At 67.2% G+C, this 20,012-nt stretch carries 16 protein-coding genes and 1 tRNA gene; 9 read left to right on the top strand and 8 right to left on the bottom strand.

The window, feature by feature from the left end; all coding sequences use genetic code 11:
- Positions 1 to 140 precede the first annotated feature (140 nt).
- Positions 141 to 217: transfer RNA gene (locus ACW17Z_RS15615), tRNA-Pro, on the top strand.
- Positions 218 to 346: 129 nt separating this feature from the next.
- Positions 347 to 2,131, top strand: a complete 1,785-nt coding sequence (gene sppA / locus ACW17Z_RS15610; RefSeq protein ID WP_492056664.1) for a signal peptide peptidase SppA — start codon at positions 347 to 349, stop codon at positions 2,129 to 2,131.
- Between the two features lie 300 nt (positions 2,132 to 2,431).
- Here the strand turns inward: sppA and ACW17Z_RS15605 are convergent, their stop codons facing one another.
- Both ACW17Z_RS15605 and ACW17Z_RS15600 read right to left on the bottom strand, forming a co-directional pair.
- Positions 2,432 to 2,575: a hypothetical protein gene (locus ACW17Z_RS15605; RefSeq protein WP_492056663.1), complete on the bottom strand. Its 144-nt coding sequence runs from the start codon at positions 2,573 to 2,575 to the stop codon at positions 2,432 to 2,434.
- 132 nt (positions 2,576 to 2,707) lie between these two features.
- Positions 2,708 to 5,767 carry an outer membrane beta-barrel protein gene (locus ACW17Z_RS15600; protein ID WP_492056662.1) on the bottom strand — a complete coding sequence of 1,020 codons (3,060 nt, stop codon included), beginning with the start codon at positions 5,765 to 5,767 and terminating at the stop codon, positions 2,708 to 2,710.
- A 618-nt stretch (positions 5,768 to 6,385) separates the two neighbouring features.
- Between ACW17Z_RS15600 and ACW17Z_RS15595 the strand changes: the two genes are divergently transcribed.
- A complete protein-coding gene (locus ACW17Z_RS15595) occupies positions 6,386 to 6,796 on the top strand; it encodes a TIGR01244 family sulfur transferase (RefSeq protein ID WP_492056661.1) in 411 nt (136 codons plus the stop codon).
- A gap of 25 nt (positions 6,797 to 6,821) precedes the next feature.
- Here the strand turns inward: ACW17Z_RS15595 and ACW17Z_RS15590 are convergent, their stop codons facing one another.
- Entirely contained in the window at positions 6,822 to 6,962 is a 141-nt protein-coding gene (locus ACW17Z_RS15590; RefSeq protein ID WP_419320352.1) for a hypothetical protein, read from the bottom strand.
- 59 nt (positions 6,963 to 7,021) lie between these two features.
- On the opposite strand from ACW17Z_RS15590, the gene ACW17Z_RS15585 reads away from it, so the two are divergent.
- Positions 7,022 to 7,927 (top strand): MBL fold metallo-hydrolase, encoded by a 906-nt coding sequence (locus tag ACW17Z_RS15585; protein WP_492056660.1) that lies wholly within the window; start codon positions 7,022 to 7,024, stop codon positions 7,925 to 7,927.
- Positions 7,928 to 7,931: 4 nt separating this feature from the next.
- On the opposite strand, the gene ACW17Z_RS15580 is transcribed toward ACW17Z_RS15585, so the two are convergent.
- Positions 7,932 to 10,736: a long-chain-fatty-acid--CoA ligase gene (locus tag ACW17Z_RS15580; RefSeq protein ID WP_492056659.1), complete on the bottom strand. Its 2,805-nt coding sequence runs from the start codon at positions 10,734 to 10,736 to the stop codon at positions 7,932 to 7,934.
- A gap of 292 nt (positions 10,737 to 11,028) precedes the next feature.
- Between ACW17Z_RS15580 and ACW17Z_RS15575 the strand changes: the two genes are divergently transcribed.
- Positions 11,029 to 12,744, top strand: coding sequence for an ATP-binding protein (locus tag ACW17Z_RS15575; RefSeq protein ID WP_492056658.1), 1,716 nt, complete (start codon positions 11,029 to 11,031; stop codon positions 12,742 to 12,744).
- 51 nt (positions 12,745 to 12,795) lie between these two features.
- Here the strand turns inward: ACW17Z_RS15575 and ACW17Z_RS15570 are convergent, their stop codons facing one another.
- Positions 12,796 to 13,197, bottom strand: coding sequence for a TonB family protein (locus ACW17Z_RS15570; RefSeq protein WP_492058543.1), 402 nt, complete (start codon positions 13,195 to 13,197; stop codon positions 12,796 to 12,798).
- 76 nt (positions 13,198 to 13,273) lie between these two features.
- Entirely contained in the window at positions 13,274 to 14,773 is a 1,500-nt protein-coding gene (locus tag ACW17Z_RS15565; RefSeq protein WP_492056657.1) for a bifunctional aminoglycoside phosphotransferase/ATP-binding protein, read from the bottom strand.
- 142 nt (positions 14,774 to 14,915) lie between these two features.
- Here ACW17Z_RS15565 and ACW17Z_RS15560 point away from each other — a divergent pair, with 142 nt between their 5' ends.
- A complete protein-coding gene (locus tag ACW17Z_RS15560; protein ID WP_492056656.1) occupies positions 14,916 to 15,545 on the top strand; it encodes a TetR/AcrR family transcriptional regulator in 630 nt (209 codons plus the stop codon).
- 1 nt (position 15,546) lies between these two features.
- Here ACW17Z_RS15560 and pdxH read toward each other — a convergent pair whose 3' ends face one another.
- On the bottom strand, positions 15,547 to 16,212 hold the full coding sequence (gene pdxH, locus ACW17Z_RS15555; protein WP_492058542.1) for a pyridoxamine 5'-phosphate oxidase: 666 nt from the start codon (positions 16,210 to 16,212) through the stop codon (positions 15,547 to 15,549).
- A 94-nt stretch (positions 16,213 to 16,306) separates the two neighbouring features.
- Here pdxH and ACW17Z_RS15550 point away from each other — a divergent pair, with 94 nt between their 5' ends.
- The 3 genes from ACW17Z_RS15550 (at position 16,307) to ACW17Z_RS15540 (ending at position 17,987) form a co-directional block, all read left to right on the top strand.
- Positions 16,307 to 17,017, top strand: a complete 711-nt coding sequence (locus ACW17Z_RS15550) for a DnaJ domain-containing protein (protein ID WP_419320340.1) — start codon at positions 16,307 to 16,309, stop codon at positions 17,015 to 17,017.
- Positions 17,018 to 17,124: 107 nt separating this feature from the next.
- Positions 17,125 to 17,541 carry an organic hydroperoxide resistance protein gene (locus tag ACW17Z_RS15545; protein ID WP_492056655.1) on the top strand — a complete coding sequence of 139 codons (417 nt, stop codon included), beginning with the start codon at positions 17,125 to 17,127 and terminating at the stop codon, positions 17,539 to 17,541.
- Complete coding sequence (locus ACW17Z_RS15540) at positions 17,538 to 17,987, top strand: MarR family winged helix-turn-helix transcriptional regulator (protein WP_492056654.1); 450 nt, start codon at positions 17,538 to 17,540, stop codon at positions 17,985 to 17,987. Before ACW17Z_RS15545 ends, ACW17Z_RS15540 begins: the two co-directional genes overlap by 4 nt.
- Positions 17,988 to 18,070: 83 nt before the next feature.
- Here ACW17Z_RS15540 and ACW17Z_RS15535 read toward each other — a convergent pair whose 3' ends face one another.
- A complete protein-coding gene (locus ACW17Z_RS15535; protein ID WP_492056653.1) occupies positions 18,071 to 19,996 on the bottom strand; it encodes a sialate O-acetylesterase in 1,926 nt (641 codons plus the stop codon).
- Positions 19,997 to 20,012: the final 16 nt, after the last annotated feature.

Genomic DNA, 20,012 nt, shown 5'->3' with positions numbered 1-20,012 from the left:
GAAACCCCGTAGGGATCGGCGAGGCGGTGGAGATAGCGCAGGAGTCGGATGGATGCAACGGCGCTTTCAACTTCTTTTTCGAGCGCCATATTTGACCCTTGCGAGGGGGCGGCCACGCCTCTATAAGCCGCCCTCCAAGTCGGAGTGTGGCTCAGTCTGGTAGAGCACTGCGTTCGGGACGCAGGGGTCGCAGGTTCAAATCCTGCCACTCCGACCATCTTCTCCCGTTTATAAATCCCTTTGTTTCCAATAGATTCGCGTTCGCCGCGTCGAGGTTGCACGCTGTTCATTTGTACGGCGGCGCGACAGCCGTTAGCCTGCGACTGAATTGGTGACGGGATCTTCGATGAAGCAGTTCTTCCTGACCGTGGCCGGCGTGTTCGTCGGCCTGGTGTTGTTCGTGGTGGGCGTCCCCTTCCTGTTGATCGTGATGGCCGCCGGCGCGGCGCGTCCGGCGCCGGTTCCCGCCCATTCGGTGCTGCATCTGGACCTGCGCAGCGGACTGACCGATCAGGCGGCACAGAACCCCTTCGCGGCGTTCAGCGGCGGCGGAAACTCCGTCATGTCGGTGATCGAGACCCTGCGGCGCGCCGAGGGCGACGACAAGGTCAAGGCCCTGCTGGTGCGCCTGCCCGAGGGCGGCATGGCTCCGGCCGCCGCCGACGAACTTCGCCTGGCCTTCAAGCACTTCCGCTCGGTCGGCAAGAAGCCGATCTACGCCCACAGCCAGGGGCTCTATCCCTCGGGCATGGTGACCTCGACCTACATGCTGGGCGCGGCGTCCAGCGAGTTCTGGATGCAGCCCGACAGTTCGTTCCAGGCCGTGGGCGTCGCCAGCGAGGCGATGTTCTTCAAGCGCTTCTTCGACAAGTACGGCGTCAAGGCCGACTACGAGCAGCGCTACGAGTACAAGAACGCGGTCAATCCCTACCTTTATACCGACTACACACCGGCCCACCGCGAGTCGTCGCTGTCGTGGATGGGCTCAGTCTATCGCACCACCCTGACCACGGCCGCCGCCGACCGCATGAAGAACCCCGCCGTGCTGATCCGCGACCTCGAGGCCGGCCCTTACAGCGCCCAGGAAGCCCAGGCCAAGGGCCTGATCGACCGGGTCGGCCAGGTTCACGACGTTCAGACCCAAGCCCTGACGCGGGCCGGCAAGGGCGCCAAGCTGATCGATTTCGACGACTACGCCAACCGCTCCAAGCGGCCGGCGTCCAAGACCGGACCCGCCATCGCCGTGATCGGCGCCGAGGGCCCCATCGTCACCGGAACCAGCGGCTCGGCCTCGCCGTTCGGCAGCGAGTCCACGGTCTATTCCGACGACGTGGCCAAGGCGCTGTACGACGCCGCGGCCGACAAGGACGTCAAGGCCATCGTCTTCCGCGTTTCCTCGCCCGGCGGCTCCGACACCGCGTCGGAACAGATCCTGGCCGCCGTGAAGGCCGCCAAGGCGGCCGGCAAGCCGGTGGTGGTCAGCATGGGAACCTATGCCGCCTCGGGCGGCTACTGGATCAGCAGCGGTGCCTCGTCGATCATCGCCGAGCCCACCACCCTGACCGGCTCGATCGGCGTCTATGGCGGCAAGTTCGCCATCGGCGAGGCCTTGTCACGCTTTGGCGTCGACACCCGCCAGGTGCATGTGGGCGGCGACTATGCCGGCGCCTTCGGTGCGGGTGACGGCTTCACCAACGACCAGCGCGCCAGGTTCGCCGGCTGGATGGACCGCATCTATGCCAGCTTCATCACCCGCGTCGCCGAGGGCCGCAAGCTGCCGCCCGAGCGCGTGCGCGAGATCGCCAAGGGCCGGGTCTGGACCGGCGAGCAGGCCAAGCAGCTGGGCCTGGTCGACGAGCTGGGCGGCTTCTATCAGGCGGTCGACAAGGCCAAGAGCCTGGCCAATCTGACGGGCGAGGTGCGCCTCAAGCGCATGGACAGCGGCCAGTCGCCGTTCGAGGCCATCGAGCACGCCCTGGGCATCAGCGCGACCTCGATGCGCACCCTGGCGGCCTCGGCCTGGATCCTGGGCGATCCACGTTCTGAGGCCATTCTCGACGAGCTGGCCACCGCCCGCCTGCGCGCCGCACCGGGCGGGGCGAGCGTGCTGGCCGACACGCCGATCCGGTAGCGCAGTCGACAAACGACGAAACCAGGGCCGCCAGGCATCGCTTGGCGGCCCTTTTTCGTGGGCTATCGTGATCGACGAGACACGCCGCAGGGCCGGTCACGAGAAATGGCGTCGCGCTCCCGCGAAAGGCCCGCCCTCAGGCGCACGGGCTGCGCCCCGTGCGCGCCTTGAGGGACCAGGCCGACGTGACCCGGCTCGGACCGTCGCGGCGCAAGCCGGCGCGGCCCACAGAGGGTCCATCCCTGGCCCTCCGCGTCCGCAAGCCGGCGCCGTGTTCGGCCCGATGGCGGTGATTGGATTTCAGACAGGCGGCGGTGACCTGGCCGTCATGACGCCGCCAAGACTCCGCGCGACCTCGGGATCAAGGCGCAGGGCCGTCAGGTCGGCCAGATCCTCGTCGCCAGGCCGCAAGGCGGTCAGTCGCCGTGTCGCAGACCCGTCCATGGGAGCGGCTGCAGCGAAAACGGCGGCCCCCTTTCGGGTGCCGCCGCCACGCCCGGTCAAGGGACGGACCAAAAGAAAATGCCGGCGCTTTCGCGCCGGCATTCCCAATGTCATCGAAGCGTAGAGCCTCGATTAGAAGGCGTAACGGACGCCGAGGTAAGCACGACGCGGTTGGACCCAGTTGTTAGCTTGGCCAAACTTGTAGATGCCGTCGCCGGCTTCCAGCTTCATCTCGTCGGTTGCCGATTGCTTGTTCAGCACGTTGAAGACGTCGAGGAAGAACTCGGCCTTGCCGATCGGCAGGTCGCGCACATACTTCAGACGCATGTCGAAGGTGTAGTACGACGGAGCCGTTTCGCTGCCGACCTTGCCGGCCTGCAGGTAGGTGTCCTTAACGCCGCCCCAGCTGTAGGCATTGTCCATGGGCGCGAAGTAACGGCCGCTGATCAGCTGCGACGGCGTGTAGAGGGTGCCGCTGTTCCAGTTGAACACGCCGCTGGCCTGCAGACCGAAGTCGAAGTCATACGAGCCATAAGCCTTGAACTGGTGCTTGATGTTGCCAGGCTGCTTTCCGTAGACGTTCGGAGCGCGCGGATCGAGCGCAACCCAGTCGCCCTGGAAGTCGGCGTTGCTGTCCGAGTTGGAGTTACCCTCGGCCTTGTTGTGGGTGTACGAAGCCTGACCTTGCCAGTTCGTGGTCTTGAACTTGGTGACGGTGAATTCGAAGCCCGTGTAGTTACGCTCGCCACCCGGCAGGGTGCCCAGGACGTAGTTCGCGTTCGGAGCAGTGGTGTAGCCGAAGTACGAATACGGCAGGTAGAACGCCGAACCCGGGGCGGCGTAGCCTTCGGGAGCGGTGGCGACCGTCAGGCTCGGATCCGAGTACAGCGCCAGATCGAAGTCTTCCAGGATGTCGCGGGTCTCGCGGTGCGTCAGGGTCGCCGACACGCCGATGCTCGAACCGAAGGTGGTCGAGCCGCCGATCATGAACTCGTTGGTGTACGGGGTCTTGGTGCTCGGCGAGAACAGGGCGTCAGGCGTGGTCGCGCCACCGCGGGTGCGGAAGGTGACCCACTGGCCGCCGATGAAGACCTGCTCTTGGTCGACGGGGCCCGTCAGGGCGCCGGCAAAGTCGGACATGTTATTACGAACGGGATCGTAATAACGGCCGGCGAAGGCGAACAGCTTGCTGCGGCCGTTGCCGAACAGATCGTAAACGATGTTGACGCGGGGTGCGATTTCCCAGTCGAAGGTCGCCGACTTGCTGCCGTCGGAAGCGAAGTGCTCCCACTTTTCGGCGCGGACACCGGCGCCGACCGTCAGCTGGTTCCAGGTCCAGGTGTCCTGGGCGTACAGGGTCTGGCCTTCGCTCTTCACCGAGTAAGGCGCGTTGACCGTGCGCAGGGCGCGGTAAACGTTGACGTTGCCGTAGGGGTTACCCGCGGTGCTGGTGAAGCGGTAGGCGTTCAGTTCCGCAACCGAGACGGTGCCGTTGGCATCGGTGTCAACGGCGGCGCGAGCCGTGGCGTTGGCGTTGATCGCGGCAATAACGCGGGGGTTATCAGCCTGAACGACGGATCGGGCCGTCATGCTCGGAGGAGCAATACCGCCCTGAGACAGACCGGTATAGTCGGCATAGGACTTGCCGGCATAGATCGACGCGAGCGAGGCGTAGGTCGCGCCGCCCGGAACCGAGCCGTTTTCTTCATAGGTGTTGGTCGAGTTCGTATAGCCGGCCTTGAAGGTGTGGCTGCCGAACGACGTGTCCAGATAGTATTCAGCGGTCAGGCCGTACTCTTCACGGTCACGATGCTGTTCGAGGTTCGAACCGAAGCCGCCCAGCTGGCGCTGCGCGAGCGTGGAGCCTGCGTTGCTCTGGAAGCTGATGTTGTCGCGAACGGTCTGGACGGCGGCGTTCTGGGTGAACTCGCCCTTGTGGTTGTAGTAGTAGGCGTTGGTCTGCAGATCGCCCCAGGTGCGGGCGTACTCAATCTTGTAGTTGTCGCCGCCCTGCTTGGTCGCACGGTCGCGATTGTTCAGCACGGTCGACAGCGACGAACCGCTGATTTCGGTCGGGTCGTTGAAGAACGAGCCGGTCAGGCGGTCGTTGTCGGTGATCTGCCAGGTGGCCTTGAAGAAGGCGTACTTGTCGTCGCGCTCGACCGAGCGGCGGACAGCGCCGGTCGCCGGATCGAGGACTTCATCTTCGCGGTGCTTCTTCTGGTACGAACCGAAGACCCAGAGGCGATCCTTGATGACCGGGCCGCCCAGGGTGAAGGCGGTGTCATAGGTCTTGAAGCCGCCCGACGTGGCGTGCTTGTCCTTGGAGACCAGGCTGTCGTTCTGCAGGTAGTAGTTGACCGAACCGTGCCACTCGTTGGAGCCCGACTTGGTGACAACGCGCGAAACCAGGCCCGAACCACCAGCGTATTCGACCGGCACGCCGCCGACGATCACTTGTTGTTCCTGGATGATTTCGGAGTTGAAGTTGGCGCCGAAGGTGCCGGCGGTCGGGTCGGTGACGTCAACGCCGTCGAGGTAGTAGACGTTGTCGGTCGAGGCGCCGGTGGTGCCGCCGACGTCCGAGTAGTTCATGCCCGAACGCGAAGCGGGGTTGCCGCCGGTCGAGGGCTTCACGCCCGGAACCAGTTGCAGGTAGCTCTGATAGTTACGGCCGGTCGGGAGCGATTCCACGACGTCCAGGGTCAGGGTGGTGCCGACGGTCGCCGAGGTGACGTCAACGGCGGCCAGCGAGACGCCGGTGACGATGATTTCTTCGACGGCGTTCGCATCGGCGACGGCGGCCAGGGCGTACCCGACGCTCAGGTCCTTGCCGCTGACGACAGCGACGTTGCTGGCGCTGTAGTCGTTGAAGCCGGCGGCCGAAACCGTGACGGTGTAGTTGGTGGACGGATCCAGGCCGGCCAGGCGAGCGCGACCGTCGTTGTCGGTCACGGCGGACTTGGACACCAGGCTGTCAGGCGAACGGACAACGACATTGGCGCCCGACAGGGGCGCGCCGTTGGAGCCGGTGACGGCGATACGCAGGGCGCCGGTCTGTTGGGCGCTGGCGATGGTCGGAATGGCCGTGGCGACAGTCGTGATGGCCAGCGGCGTCGCGATCGACGCGAGACCTGCCAGCAGCGTCGACGTCAACAGACGCGCGCGAACGCTACCCTTTGTGGAGTTCATGTTCATCTTATCCCCTCTAGCGTGATGCGACGTTTCGGCCGGACAGGCCCCTGCAAGAAGACTTTTCGTCCGGCGGGCGCGGAAATCCGCACCGAGTGCATCACGAGATTACTGGTGTCCCGGAAAACATTTCCCCCGGTTGGCGGGGACGTTAGGAGCCATGACAGTTTTGGGTCAATTGGCATTACAACTCGGTAACCCACATGGCTCACCGCTGTCGTAAAAACGCAACACCGGCGCCCCATTCTTGTCAAAGTCGGTCGGACCATTCGACGCACCAGGCCGAGCTGCAGGCCAAGCTTCCCCTAAAAGCTTGGTTTTGTAGAAAAATTTGACCAGTCAGCGCTCGGTGAACATTGCTATCTCAAGGTTGTAAGGGTCGGCAAAATCCACCTCGCCAATCTTGACAATACCGAAACGCATTCCAACGATCCGTCGGAATATCGGTGTTTTCCACCCCTTTATGGTTCAATTTCCGCACATCGATTTCGGCCAATGATCGTTTCAAGGGCATGTTCGGGCCCCAATGCCCGTTGCCACGGCGCCCGGCTCTCGTGATGATGCCGCGCTGGCCGCGCGTTTCCGCGGCAGGCTGGTCAGCGAGCTGAGCGAGCACCCATGAGCGACTTCCGACGCGTCACCGACTCCCTTTCCGTCAGCCCGCAGGTGACGGAAGCCGACATCGCCCGGGCGGCCGCCGAGGGATTCGTTCTGGTCATCAACAACCGGCCTGATGGCGAAGACCCCAGCCAACCTTCCAGCGCCGTGATCGAGGCGGCGGCTCGCGCAGCGGGCCTGGACTATGTGCACATCCCGGTGCGGGGCGGACCGAGCCCTGATCAGGTCGAGGCCGTCCAGCGCGCCGTGGAGGCCGCAGGCGGACCGGTGCTGGCCTTCTGTCGTTCGGGGACACGCTCGATCGTCACCTGGTCGCTCGGCCAGGCCCTGACAGGCGCCAGTGACCGCCAGACCCTGGTCAGCCAGGGCGCAGCGGCCGGCTATGACCTGTCGGGCGTCCTGCCCGGCTGAGCCGCGCTCGCTATATAGAGTGCGCCTAGAGCGACACCCGGGCCGCCATCGGGGACTGTTCCGCCTCGCAGCTGGCCAGGACGAACTGGGCCATCACGAGACACAGCACGGCGAAGGCAGCGCGCTGAAGCCGTTTTGAGACAAAAATCGCCGCGTCCGCCACCATGGCTCGTCCTCCAAGGGTTACTGGAGGGGTCATCCGCAAGACCGGCGCCGGAGACAGCCATGATCCCCTATATTCGCGAGATCGAGTTCGAGTATGGCCGCTGCGATCAGGTCTCGCCGCTGATACGGCGGGTGATCGCCCGCAATCCGGGGCCGTTCACCTATACCGGCACCGGAGTCTATATCGTCGGCTCGGGCGAGGTGGCGGTGATCGATCCCGGCCCCGAGATCGCCGAACATCTCGACGCCCTGCTGGCGGCGCTGAAGGGCGAGCGCGTGACCCATATCCTGGTCACCCACCACCACCTGGACCATTCCCCCCTCGCCCGCCCCCTGGCCGATCTGACCGGGGCCACGATCTATGGCCGCCCTGCCCCGTCAGACCCTGGAGAGGCCTCAAGGGGACCCGAAGGGGCCGGGCTCGAGGAAGGCGCCGACGGCCGCTTCAGGCCCGATGTCGAGCTGGTCGACGGCCAGGTCCTGTCCGGCCCCGGCTGGACGCTGGACGCCATCACCACGCCCGGCCACACCTCCAACCATGTCTGTTTTGGCCTGAAGGAAGAGAACGCCCTCTTCTGCGGCGATCACATCATGGGCTGGTCGACCACGGTCATCACCCCGCCAGACGGCGACATGGGCGACTATTTCGCCAGCCTGGACAAGGTGAAGGCCCGCAGCTTCGACACCCTGTGGCCCACGCACGGCGCGCCCATCCGCGAGGTCACGCCCTTCGTCGACGCCTATATCGCCCACCGCCGGGCGCGGGAGGCCCAGATCCTGGACGCCCTGGCCGCCGGCCACGGGCAGATCAAGGCGATGGTGCCGGTGCTCTATGCGGCGGTCGATCCGCGACTGCACCCGGCCGCCGCCATGTCGGTGCTGGCCCACATCCAGCAGTTGGTCCGCGAAGGCCGTGTGGTCTGCGACGGGGCAGCGGATCTGGACGCGGGCTACAGGCTGCCTTGAGCGTCTAGCCCTTGATAGCGATCAGCAGGCCTTCGATCCGCCGGCAGTTGCGGCCCATGTCGGCGCCGCCCTCGCGACTGATCGAGCGCATGTCGACCCGCGCCCCGGCGGCGTCGGGCCGCACCCGCACCACCAGGTCGTCAACCAGCCCGTACCAGTAGCTGCTGCCGGTGGCCTCCAGCCGTCCGTCCATCGGATCGTCGGTGATCAGGGTCAGGCCCGAAGCCAGCACCGCCGCCTTGGCCGCCTCATAGGCGTCGGCGGGCGCGCGTTCCATCACCAGAGGCCGCGCCGCAGCGCAGGTCTCGGCATTGACGTCGGCGACCCGGCGGCCCGCGAAGACCACCGAACCGACCGGCAGGCTGGGATCATCCTCGACCGCCTGGGCCGAGCCCCCGCGCGCAGCCAGGGCCGCGTCGGAAAAGCCCAGGGGCGTCTTCCAGTCGGTGGCCACGTCGTGCAGCGGCGGAGCCCGGCCGCCAACGGCGTTGACGCCCAGCATGGCGGCGATGGTGGCGGCGGTGATCAGCAGGATCAGCAGAACCCGCTTCCACAGCTTTCCGAACCCGACCATCAGGGCGATGATCAGGCCCAGCACGCCCGTGGCGACGCTGAGGAGCGCCACCTTCGGCGCCCAGTCCTGGGCCATCAGGGCGTAGCCGAGCGGCAGGTCCAGAAGGCCAAACTTCACGCCAAGCGCGCCAACCGCCACCAGCAATCCGGGGACCAGGGCGATGACCAGGGCCAGGTCCAGATAGAGCGGCGCCCAGGACGGCGTCTGGCCGACCTTGGCGGCGGCGGCCTTGGCCTTGCGCCGATCGCGCGGCGTGAGGGGCACGGCGAACGGCAGGTCCTCAGCGACCGAGACCACGGGTGTGGCGACGGGCGGCGCGGCGGCCTCGGGCTCGTGCAGCCTCAGGGGCTGGTCGTTCAGGTCCTCGGCCGGCGGCAGGTCTTCCGCAGGCGGCAGAGTCTGGATGTCAGGTGCGACGACGAAGGTCGGCTCGATCTCGGCCGGGGCGGTTTCGACTTGAACCGCCCCGGCCTCAAGCTCCCCCGAGGCGATCGCCTCCACATCGAACGGCGTCTCTACCGGATCTGGCGCATAGATGCGCGCGGCCTGGCCGCCATCGGCGGCGGCCAGGGTCGGCGCGGCGGCCACAGCGGTCGGCAGCACATAGTCCTTCAGCCGCTGGCGGATCAGCTTCTTGTCGATCTTGCCGGTGGCGCCCAGCGGGATGTCGTCGACGAACAAGACGTCGTCGGGCATCCACCACTTGGCGATCTTGCCCTGCAGGAACTCGAGGAACTCTTCGCGGGTGGCGGTCTCGCCCTCCTTGAGCTTGATCAGCAGGATCGGCCGTTCGTCCCACTTGGGATGGGGCACGCCGATCACCGCCGCCAGAGCCGCCTTGGGATGCCCCGCAGCGATATTCTCGATCTCGATGGTGCTGATCCACTCGCCGCCGGACTTCACCACGTCCTTGGCGCGGTCGGTGATCTGCATGAAGCCGTGACCGTCGATCGTGGCCACGTCGCCGGTGTCGAAGAAGCCCTCGTCGTCGAGGATGTTGCCGCCGGCGCCCCGGAAATATTCGCCGGCGATGGTCGGTCCCTTGATCTTCAGATTGCCGAAGCTCTTGCCGTCGTGCGGCAGGCGCTGACCGGCGTCATCGGTCAGCTTGAGCTCGACACCCAGGGGTGGTCGGCCCTGCTTGAGGCGATAGGGCATCTGCTGGTCGTAGGGCAGCTTGACCAGTTCGTCCGTCAGCACCGACAGGGTGCCGACCGGCGAGGTTTCGGTCATGCCCCAGGCGTGCACGACCTCGACGTCGTAGTCTTCCTGAAAGGCGCGAATGATGTGCTCGGGACAGGCCGCCCCGCCGATCACCACCTTCTTGAGGACCGGCAGCTTCAGATCGTTGTCGCGCAGGTGCTGCAGAAGCATCTGCCAGACCGTCGGCACGGCCGCCGAGAAGGTGACCCCCTCGCTGTCCAGCAGCTCATAGATCGACGCGCCATCCATCTTGGCGCCGGGCAGCACCATCTTGGACCCGGTCGCGGGCGCCGAGAACGCCACGCCCCAGGCGTTGGCGTGGAACATCGGCACCACCGGCAGGATCACATCGCGCTGCGACAGGCCCATCACGTCGGGCTGCAGGGTGATCAGGGTGTGCAGGAAATTGGAGCGGTGCGAATACATCACCCCCTTGGGGTCGCCCGTCGTCCCCGAGGTGTAGCACAGCCCCGCCGCCGTTCCCTCGTCGAAGCCGCCCCAGGCGCAGTCGGCGCCGTGGCTGTCGATCAGGGTCTCGAAACAGTGGACGCCCTTGAAATGCGGCGCCTCGCTAGCTGGCGCGAAGGCCGGCATGTGCGCGCCGTCGGTGAAGACGACCACGTGCTCGATGCTGGGAACCTTGGGCAGGATCGCCGCCACGATCGGCAGAAAGGTCAGGTCGGTGAACAGCACCCGGTCGCCGGCATGGTCGGCGATCCAGGCGATCTGCTCGGGGAACAGGCGCGGATTCAGGGTGTGGCACACCGCGCCGATGCCCATGATGCCGTACCAGGCTTCCATGTGCCGACCGGTGTTCCAGGCCAGGGTCGCGACGCGGTCGCCCGGCTTGATCCCCAGTGACAGCAGAGCGTTGGACACCCGCCTGGCGCGATCGCGGATGGCGCCGTACGTCGTCCGCACGATCGGCCCCTCGACCGACCGCGTCACGACTTCGCGGCTACCGTGCCACTGGGCGGCGTGGTCGATGATCTTGTCGACCGTCAACGCCCCGTGCTGCATCAACCCCTGCATCGAACTGGCTCTCCCGAAAGGCTTCTTGTTATGCGGGAGAGGCTACCGGGCGGGGCCTCTGCGCGCAACGCGCCGCGCGCGAAGGGCGAACGCTAAAAGCGTTCGCTGAACGGCGTGCGGTTGCATCGTCGCGCCTCACTCGCGCCCGCGCTGATCCGCCGCAGGCCGCCGCAAAGTTTGATTTGGCTTAACAGGCTAGCCTGACGCGCTCGGCCACCCCCGGCCTGGTCAGGATGATTCGGTGCGCTGGTTGCAATCCCCCTGGGCTGATGAACGGCTGGATGAGGTGGCGATGGACACCCATCGCCTGCTCATGGCGCGCGTCATTTCGGCGGCGGTAGCGGCCTTGGTGATCGGAGGCGCACTCGGCGCCCCCATGGCGCTGACCTGGCTGACCTCGCTGCTCGCAGCGGAGGGCCTGGCCCGATGGACGACACGCCAGTTCGCGCCAGGCGTCCCTGGCTCGCCCCGTCTCCGCGCGGCGTTTGTGCTGGCCGCGCTGCCGATCAACATGATCTGGGCCTGGCTGGCCGCCATGCTGTGGTTCTCCACCACAGCCGACCTGAAGCTGGCGGCGCTCGCCGTGTGGGTTGGACAGATCGTCTACACGCAGAATTTCCGCCACCAGCCCTGGACTCTGGTGGCGGTCAGCGCCGTCGCGCCCCTGACCAGCCTGATGGTGTTTCCCTTCTTCTTTTACGACGCACACGGCATTGGCCCCGATACGGCCCGGTGGGCCCTGCTGATCCTGACGCTGAACACGATCAACACCATGATCTCCAACCGCGCCGCCGCCCGGCGCATGGACGAGCTGACCCTCGGCCTGCGCGAGGAGCGCGAGCGCGCACTCGAAGCCGCCCGCGCCAAGTCCACCTTCATCGCCGTCACCAGCCACGAACTGCGCACCCCGATGAACGGCCTGCTGGGCATGGCCCACGCCCTGTCGCGTTCCAGCCTGGATGCGCCCCAGCGCGAGCAGGTTCGACTGATGATCAAGTCAGGCGACAATCTGATGCATCTGCTCAACGACGTATTGGACCTGTCGCGCATCGAGGCCGGCAAGGTCGAACTGATTCCCGAGCCGTTCAATCTGCAAGAGACCGTCGACGACATCGTCAGCGCCTGGCGTGACGTCGCCGTCGTCAAGAACCTCGACCTGTCGATCCGGTTCGACGCCGGGGTTCCAGCCTGGATCGAAGGCGACGCCCTGCGTGTGCGTCAGGTGCTGATGAACCTGGTTTCCAACGCCCTGAAGTTCGTCGTCGAAGGCGGCGTCGAGCTGCACGTCTATGCGCCCCACGCACCGACCAGCCGCGGGCAGGAGATCTTTTTCGCCGTTCGCGACACCGGGCCGGGCGTGCCGCCCGAGGCTGCGGGGCGTGTTTTCGAAAGCTTCACCCAGGCCGACGACACCATCTCGCGGCGTCATGGCGGCGCGGGCCTGGGCCTGACCATCTCGCGCGCCCTGGCCCGGCAGATGGGCGGCGACCTGACCCTGGCGCCCTGCGACAGCGGCGCCTGCTTCATCTTCAGCCTCCGCGCGCCCGAGGCGGAGCCGCTACAGGCGACCGAAGCGACGCGGGACGACGACGCCTCGATGACTTCGGTCCGGGTGCTGATGGCCGAGGACAATGCGATCAACCAGTTGGTCGTCAAGACCATGCTGGAACCCACAGGCCTGTCCCTGACCGTGGTCGACAACGGCCAGGTGGCTCTGGAGGCCATGGCCGGCGGCGGCTTCGACTGCGTGCTGATGGACATCAACATGCCAGTGATGGACGGCATCACCGCGCTGGGGGCCATTCGCTCCGGGGCTGCGGGCGATCCGAACCTGCCGGTCATCGCCCTGACGGCCTCGACCATGGCCGGTGACCGCGAGCGCTTCCTGAAGATGGGCTTCAACGATCACCTGGGAAAGCCGGTCAATCCGGCGGCCCTGATCACGGCGATCGCCCGGGCCGTCAGCGCCGACATGCCCGGGACGGGCGCGCTGCACGGCGCGGCCTGAAGGCAAAATCTGGCGCCTCAAGGCTAGAGGTCGCCATCCAGTTCGGAAGCCTCAACGCAGCGTGGCCTCAGGCGGAAGCTGTTCGGGAGGAAGCCGGAACATGATCGGGACAGCGACATAGGCGCCGGACGTTGGCTGGCCGTCGGAGCCTCGCGGGGCCATCTGCATAAACTTGGCGACGGCTAGGGCCGAGCGGCCGAACCCGTAGAGGGCCGGATCTTCCGATCGCACCATGCAGGGCGACAGCGCTCCCTCGCTGGTGACTTGGCAGACGATGATCGCGCTCCCGCCCTCGATGAGCTTGGAGGTCCGATAAGGGTAGGCGCCGAGGATCTCGTCCTCCGTGGGTACGCGTGACCAGACTGGCTTCCTAACCCAACGGATCCCCGGTGAATCAGCGTCTTGCGCCGACGCCGGGGCAGTGGCGCTGCACGCCAACCCACTGGCGATCACGGCAACCAGACCAAGCCTTAAGTTGCTCAACACAATGCTTCCAATCCCTCTTCTTGGCGAAAGCGTTACGCGCCGCCTAGCCCATCGTCTCGGCCAGGGCCCGCGCCTCGTCTTCAAACGCGCTGACCGTGTCGACCCGGCGCCAGGCGATGTCGCCGGTCTGGCGGCTCAGCTGGGTTTCCAGCACGGCGACGTCGGCGTCCGACGCATCATTGACCCGCGCGGCGACCCGCGCGCGCAGGACTTCCGGCGGCGCCTCCAGCCAGACGCCCTGGAAGGCGACATCGGCGAAGGCGGCCAGGGCCTCGGCCCGGGCGCGCTCTTCGGGCTTCATGAACACCGCGTCCAGCACCACCGACCGGCCAGCCTTGAGGGCCAGGGCCGCGTCGTTGAACAGCTGGTCATAGACCCGCACGCTCATCTCCGGCGTATAGGCCTCGCGCGGCAGGCGATGCAGCGAGGGCACGCCCCACAGGCGCTTGCGGATCTCGTCCGTCCGAAGGACCACCGCGCCGGGGGCCGAGCCCAGGCCGGGCGCGCACACGCGGGCGAAGGTCGACTTGCCCGAGCCCGACAGCCCCCCGGTCGCCACCAGGCTGACCGGCTTGGGCGCCAGATGCTCCAGGGCCGTGGCCAGATAGGCCCGCGCAGCCTCGTCGTCGCCGGTATAGGCCCATACGTGGGTGCGCACGGCGGCGCGCACCGACAGCATCAGCGGCAGGGCGGCCAGCCCGGTCCACAGACCGTCGCCAAAGCTGCGGGCCGCCTCGTCCAGATAGGCGTTCAGCACCCGGCCGGCCGCGTCGCGGCGACGACGGAAGTCCAGATCCATCAGCAGGAAGGCCAGGTCGTACTGGATGTCGATGTCCGACAGGGTGTCGTTGAACTCGATGCAGTCGAACAGGATCGGCCTGCCGTCCTCGATCAGGATGTTCCCCAGGTGCAGGTCGCCATGGCAGTGGCGGGCGAAGCCCTCGGTGGCGCGGGCGTCCAGCAGCGGTCCAAGGCGCTCCAGGGCCAGATCGGTCTCGGCGATCAGGCGCTCGACGGCCAGCGAGCCCAGACGTGGGGCCAGGCCCCTGAGCAGATTGGCGTTGGAGCGGATCGTGTAGCCCAGAGCATTCACGCCGCCGCCCTGCGGCCGCAGGGTCGCGCCGTCGTGGAAGCGCGCCACGGTGCGACCCAGAGCGTCTTCCAGAGCATCGTCAATGGCCCAGGGCTGGGTGGCCAGAACGCCCTGCTCGTCGAAGCGCCGCATCTCCAGCGCATATTCGACGACCTCGCCCTCGCCATCGACCTCAAGACCGCCCCCGGCGTCGCGGGTCAGTCGCCGGACGGTGCGATAGATGTCGGGCGCGGCGGCGCGGTTGAACGCCAGCTCGCGCTCCAGCGCCCAGCGCCGCAGCTCCAGGGTGGAATAGTCGAGGAAGCCGAAATCGACGGGACGCTTCACCTTGAAGGCGGCGTCGCCGATCAGGAACACCCGGGCGCAGGAGGTTTCGATCGTGTTCTCGGCCCGCTGGGCGAACCAGGCCGCCACTTCCTGTTCGCGCGCGCTCTCAGCGTCCTTGTTCACGCCCAAAATCCTGTCGTTTCGCGCTCGCAGACCGGCGCCGGGGTCCCATAACCGAATCTCGAGCCCAAGTCCTCGCCCATGGCTTGCGCCAGTTCCCGATACCCGATTAACTTGCAGGTCAGTAACGGTTAGAGTTTTTAAAATGCTGATGGGCGCCGGCCTCAAAAGGGCTGAACACAAGAGACATGAAATCGTCGCGGCCGCACGGGCCCAGTTCCTGCTCGAAGGCTATCGCGACGCCGGCATGGAAGTGGTGGCCCGCGCCGCCTGTGTCTCGACAGCGACCCTCTATGCCTATTTCCCCGGCAAGGCTGATCTGTTCAAGGTCGTTGTGCTGGAAACCGCGCGCGACATCACCGCGCCGGTTCGTGAAAGCGTGCGCGTCCGGGGCGACGCCCGCACCCGCCTGCTGGCCTTCGTCAACGCCTATGCGCTGTTTCTGACCCGTCCGGTGACCCGGGCGATGTTCCGTCTGGTCACGGCCGAGCGTCGGCGCTTCGACGAGGTGGCCGACTATTTCCTGCAAGGCGCCCGCGACGAGCTGGGCGGCGCGGCCATCGCGGTGATCGACGACCTGGTGCAGACGGGCGAGATCGTCGTCGACAAGCCCTCGTGGGCGGCCGGCCAGCTGATGGGCATGATCGACCACGTCACCCTGGTGCTGGGTCTCACGGCCGGCGACGAAGCCCTGCCAGGTCGGCCCCTGACCGACATCTGCGACGACGCGGTCGACACCTTCCTGGCGCGCTACGGGTCGCGGGCGGCAAATTGACTCAGGGAAACAGCCGCCTGGTCGTCCAGCCCTCGCCGACCCGGTCATAGACCAGCCGTTCGTGCAGACGGAACGGCCGGTCGCGCCAGAACTCGATGACCTGCGGAACCACGCGATAGCCCGACCAGTGCGGCGGACGCGGCACCTTGCCGAGGCCAAACTTCAGGCCCATCTCGGCGACGCGCTTTTCCAGGGCCAGACGATCGGGCAGAGGCCGCGACTGGTCGCTGGCCCAGGCGCCCAGCTGGCTGTGACGGGCGCGGCTGGCGAAATAGGCGTCGGCCTCGGCCTGGCTGACCGGCTCGACCACACCGCGGATCCGCACCTGCCGGCGCAACGACTTCCAGTGAAACAGCAGCGCCGCCTTGGGCTGGCCGGTCAGCTCCACGCCCTTGGCGCTCTGGGTGTTGGTGTAGAAGACAAAGCCCCGGGCGTCGAAATCCTTGAGCAGCACCATCCGCGAATCCGGCATGCCATCGGCGTCGACCGTCGAGACCGCCACGGCGTTGGGATCGTTGGGCTCCTTCTTGCCGGCCTCGGCCAGCCATTCGGCGAACAAATCCAGCGGGTCGTTTTCCGGCAGCAGCGGCAGGGGCGCGGCCTGCGTCACCTGACGGACATAGTCATCTTCGCTGGGCGAGGCGGGGATCAGGGTCTCTTCGGTCATGAGGGGCATATAGACACGCCGGCGCATCTCCACCACCGCAACTGAAAGTCTTAACTTAACCCGGCGTTGACCAAGTCCCGGCAGGGTCGGCTCGATGTCTCCGCGGCCAACCTCTTCCCTGACCCTTTCCGCCGCCCGCGCCCTGCTGGGCGTCGCGCCCGGCGCAGGCGAACGCGAGTTGCGGGCGGCCTATCGCGAAGCGGCCAAGCGGGCCCATCCCGATCGTCCCGGCGGTGATGCGGCCCTGTTCCGCGAGGTGCTGGCCGCCTATCGCCTGCTGCAGGACCAGCCACCGCCCCGAGCGATCCATTTCCCGCCGGCCTGCACGACGCCCGCCGCCGAGGTTGTCCAGCAGGCGATCCTGGAGATCGATGTCGCCACCGCCGTCAGCGGCGGGTCGATGGATCTGGCCATCGATGGCCGCCAGTTGCGCCTGAAACTGCCTCCCGGCCTGCGCGTCGACGACAAGGTCCGGGTCGATGGCGTCACCTTCGTGGTTCGCCACCAGGGCGCCCGCGAAGCCCTGATCCGGGGCGATGACCTGTGGCTGACCGGCAAGATCGACAAGCGCGTCCTGGCCGAGGGCGGCCGGGTCGAGGTCGACACCGCCCTGGGTCCCCGCCTGGCCTGGATCTCGACCAAGGCTGCCTCGCGCGGTCTCGTCCGCCTGCCGGGCCAGGGCCTGCCGCCGCGCGGACCGCATGCGGCCGGCGACCTCTTCCTGCGCCTGGAAGCCGTGACATCCAGCGCCGAAAGCGCCGCCCGCTCGCTGCTCAAGCGGTTCGCAGCCGCCTGGGCGGCCTGAGACCTTCCAAGAAACACATCGCGCGCGATTTAATTTCGGGCACGGGTCTTGAATTTATATCGTACACGATTAAATCGCTCACATCATCACTCACAAGGAGCGACCCCATGAGCACTCTCTATGAAGCCCGCGCCACCGTCGTCGGCGGCCGTGAAGGCCATGTCCGCAGCGACGATGGTTTGCTGGATCTGCAACTGTCCATGCCCAAGGCCCTGGGCGGCAAGGAAACCGGCTCCAATCCCGAGCAGCTGTTCGCGGCCGGCTACGCCGCCTGTTTCCAGAGCGCCATGGGCCACGTAGCCCGCCAGCAGAAGATCGCCCTGACCGGCTCTCAGGTCACGGGCGTGGTCGGCCTGCTGCCCATCGAGGCCGGCTTCAAGCTGGAAGTGGCTCTGGAAGTCGAAACCCAGGGCCTGTCGCAGGCCGACGCCGAAGCCCTGGTTGCGATCGCGCACAAGGTCTGCCCCTATTCGAACGCCACGCGCGGCAATATCGATGTCGCCATCACCGTAAAGGCCGCATGAGCCAGACGACGTCCAAGTCCGCATCCGCTCCGGTCGAGGCTTTGCGCCTCGACCGTCAGCTGTGCTTTGCCCTGTATGGCGCGGCCAATCGCGTCACGCGGCTGTATCGCCCGCTGCTCGACGCCCTGGGCCTGACCTATCCGCAGTACCTGGCCATGCTGGTGCTGTGGGAGAGCAGCCCGCGCACCGTCGGCGCCCTGGGCGACGCGCTGGATCTCGACTCCAGCACCCTGACCCCGCTGCTGAAACGCCTTGAGGCCGGCGGCCTGATCGCGCGCGCCCGCGATCCCAAGGACGAGCGCCGCGTGATCGTCGCCCTCACCGCTACAGGCCTGGCCCTGCGCGACCAGGCCGCGACGATCCCCGAGAAGATCCTCTGCCAGCTGGACCTGCCGTTGGAAGAACTCGGCGCCCTGCGCGACCGACTCAAGACCGTGGCGGTTTAGGCCCCGGCCCAAAGGGCTCGGCGAGCGGCAGGCACTCGACCAGGATCCGGGCGGTCTGGGACATCTGCGCCGAGTTGGCGGCCCTAGTTCAGGATCAGCTCGAACGGCGTCGCCGGCAGACGGTTGAAACCATAGAGGTTGAGGATCGGGCTCTCGGCCCAGGCGAAGCGCACCTTGACGGGCGTCACACCCGCCGGCGCGGCCATGGAGACGGTGGCCCCCTCCACGGTCGCGTCAACAAAGCGACAGGGCGCCGTCGCGTCGCACAGCTCGAACCCCGCCGGCCGGCCCGCGCCAAACACCACCAGCGGCTGGTCGAAGGTCACGACCACCGCCCCGCCCTCGCGGCGCGCCGACAGCGGCGCGGGACCGGCGGCGTTCAGCGCTGTCTCGCCATAGGCCAGCTTGCGGGCCAGCAGGGCCAGGCGCGCGCCGACCTGCTGCTTGTTGGTGGGATGGATGTCGTAGAGGTCGCCCAGGTCGACCGCCGAGGCCATGCCCACCTTGGGATCGGCCGCGGTCGTGCGTCGCTGAACATCGCGCAGGGCCGCCCAGCCGGACTCGGCGGGAACCGACCTGTAGGCTCCGAAACTGGCCAGCTGCACCATCAGGAACGGCAGGTCCGGGTTATCGAACGCCCGTCGCCAGTCCGCGATCAGGGCCGGCATCAGGCGGGCATATTCCGGCGGCTGCGTGGCATTGGACTCGCCCTGGTACCAGGCGAAACCCTTCAGGCCGTAGGGCGCCAGGGGGGCGATCATGCCGTTGTGCAGAGTCGAAAGACCGCTGGCCCCCAGCCAGGGCGCGTGCGGCGGCAAACCGGCCTGGTCCAGGGAGGCCGAGACCCTGTAGCGCCAGGCCCCGTCCAGCGGCACGAACTGGCCATCGGCCAGCTTCAGACCCTTCTGCGCCGCCGGCCCCCAGGCCCCGCCCCCGCCGCCGGTGTCGACCACCCGCAGGGCGATGACATTGCGACCGGCCTTGAGGACGCCGCTCGCCAGGGGATAGTCGCGGGGCGCATCCCAGCCCTCTTTCGAGCCCACCGGCCGGCCGTTGACGAAGGTGGTGTCGAGGTCGTCGACCGGACCCAGCGATAGGGTCGCGGCCTGGGCGGCCTGTTTGGCGCTCAGGGTGATCGCGCCCCGCAGCCAGATCACGCCGTCGAAGGTCGACAGAGTCGGCGCGGCTTCCCAGAAGCCCTCGGTCGGCAGGTTGGCCCAGGCGCGGTCGTCAAAATCGGGGCGATTCCAGTGGCTGGCCTGGGGCTCCACACGCGCCGCCCAGCGTTCCAGCATCGCGTTCCAGCTGGCCATGCCGGCCGCGGGCGAGCGGGCATATTCCAACAGGATCGCCAGGCCGTCGTCATAGTTGCCCAGCGCCGTCAGGCCTTCGCGGCCGATCCAGTCCTGGATGATCGATCCGCCCCAGGTGGCGTCAATCAGGCCCACAGGAACGCCGGTGGCTTTCTTGATGTCGCGGCCCATGAAGAAGCAGGCAGCGGCAAAATTGGCAGCGCTTTCGGGGCTGGCGACGCGCCACACCGCTTCCCTGGAGAGGGCCGCGGTCGGAACCGGCAGGCTGACGCGGCCAGTCTGCAGCAGGCGAATGTTCGGATCGGTCGCGCCTACGGTCTCGGCATCGCCGTTCATGATCCGGCGGAGCGGCATCTCCATGTTCGACTGGCCCGAACACAGCCAGACGTCGCCCATCAGCAGGTCCGAGATCGTCTGGCGCTCGCCGCCGGAACGGACCGTCAGGGTCAGGGGCGCGCCGGGCTCGCGGGCCGCAAGCGCGGCGGACCATCGGCCCTGGTCGTCGGCCGTCGCCGAAGTGATCGCGCCGGACAGATCGATCTCGACACCGGCGCCGGGCTGGGCCGCGCCCCATACCCGGATCGGCTGGCTGCGTTGCAGGACCGCGTGGTCGCTGAACACCGGGGCCAGCAGGGATTGCGCCGAGGCGGCGGTGGCTAGGGCGGCGAACGCGGCGGTCAGGAGGAAACGCTTCAAGTCCTGCATCCTATTC

Source organism: Caulobacter sp. GSs2 (assembly GCF_058680895.1).
The sequence above is the reverse complement of the archived record's forward strand: the minus strand, read 5'-3'. Positions and strand labels throughout refer to the sequence as shown.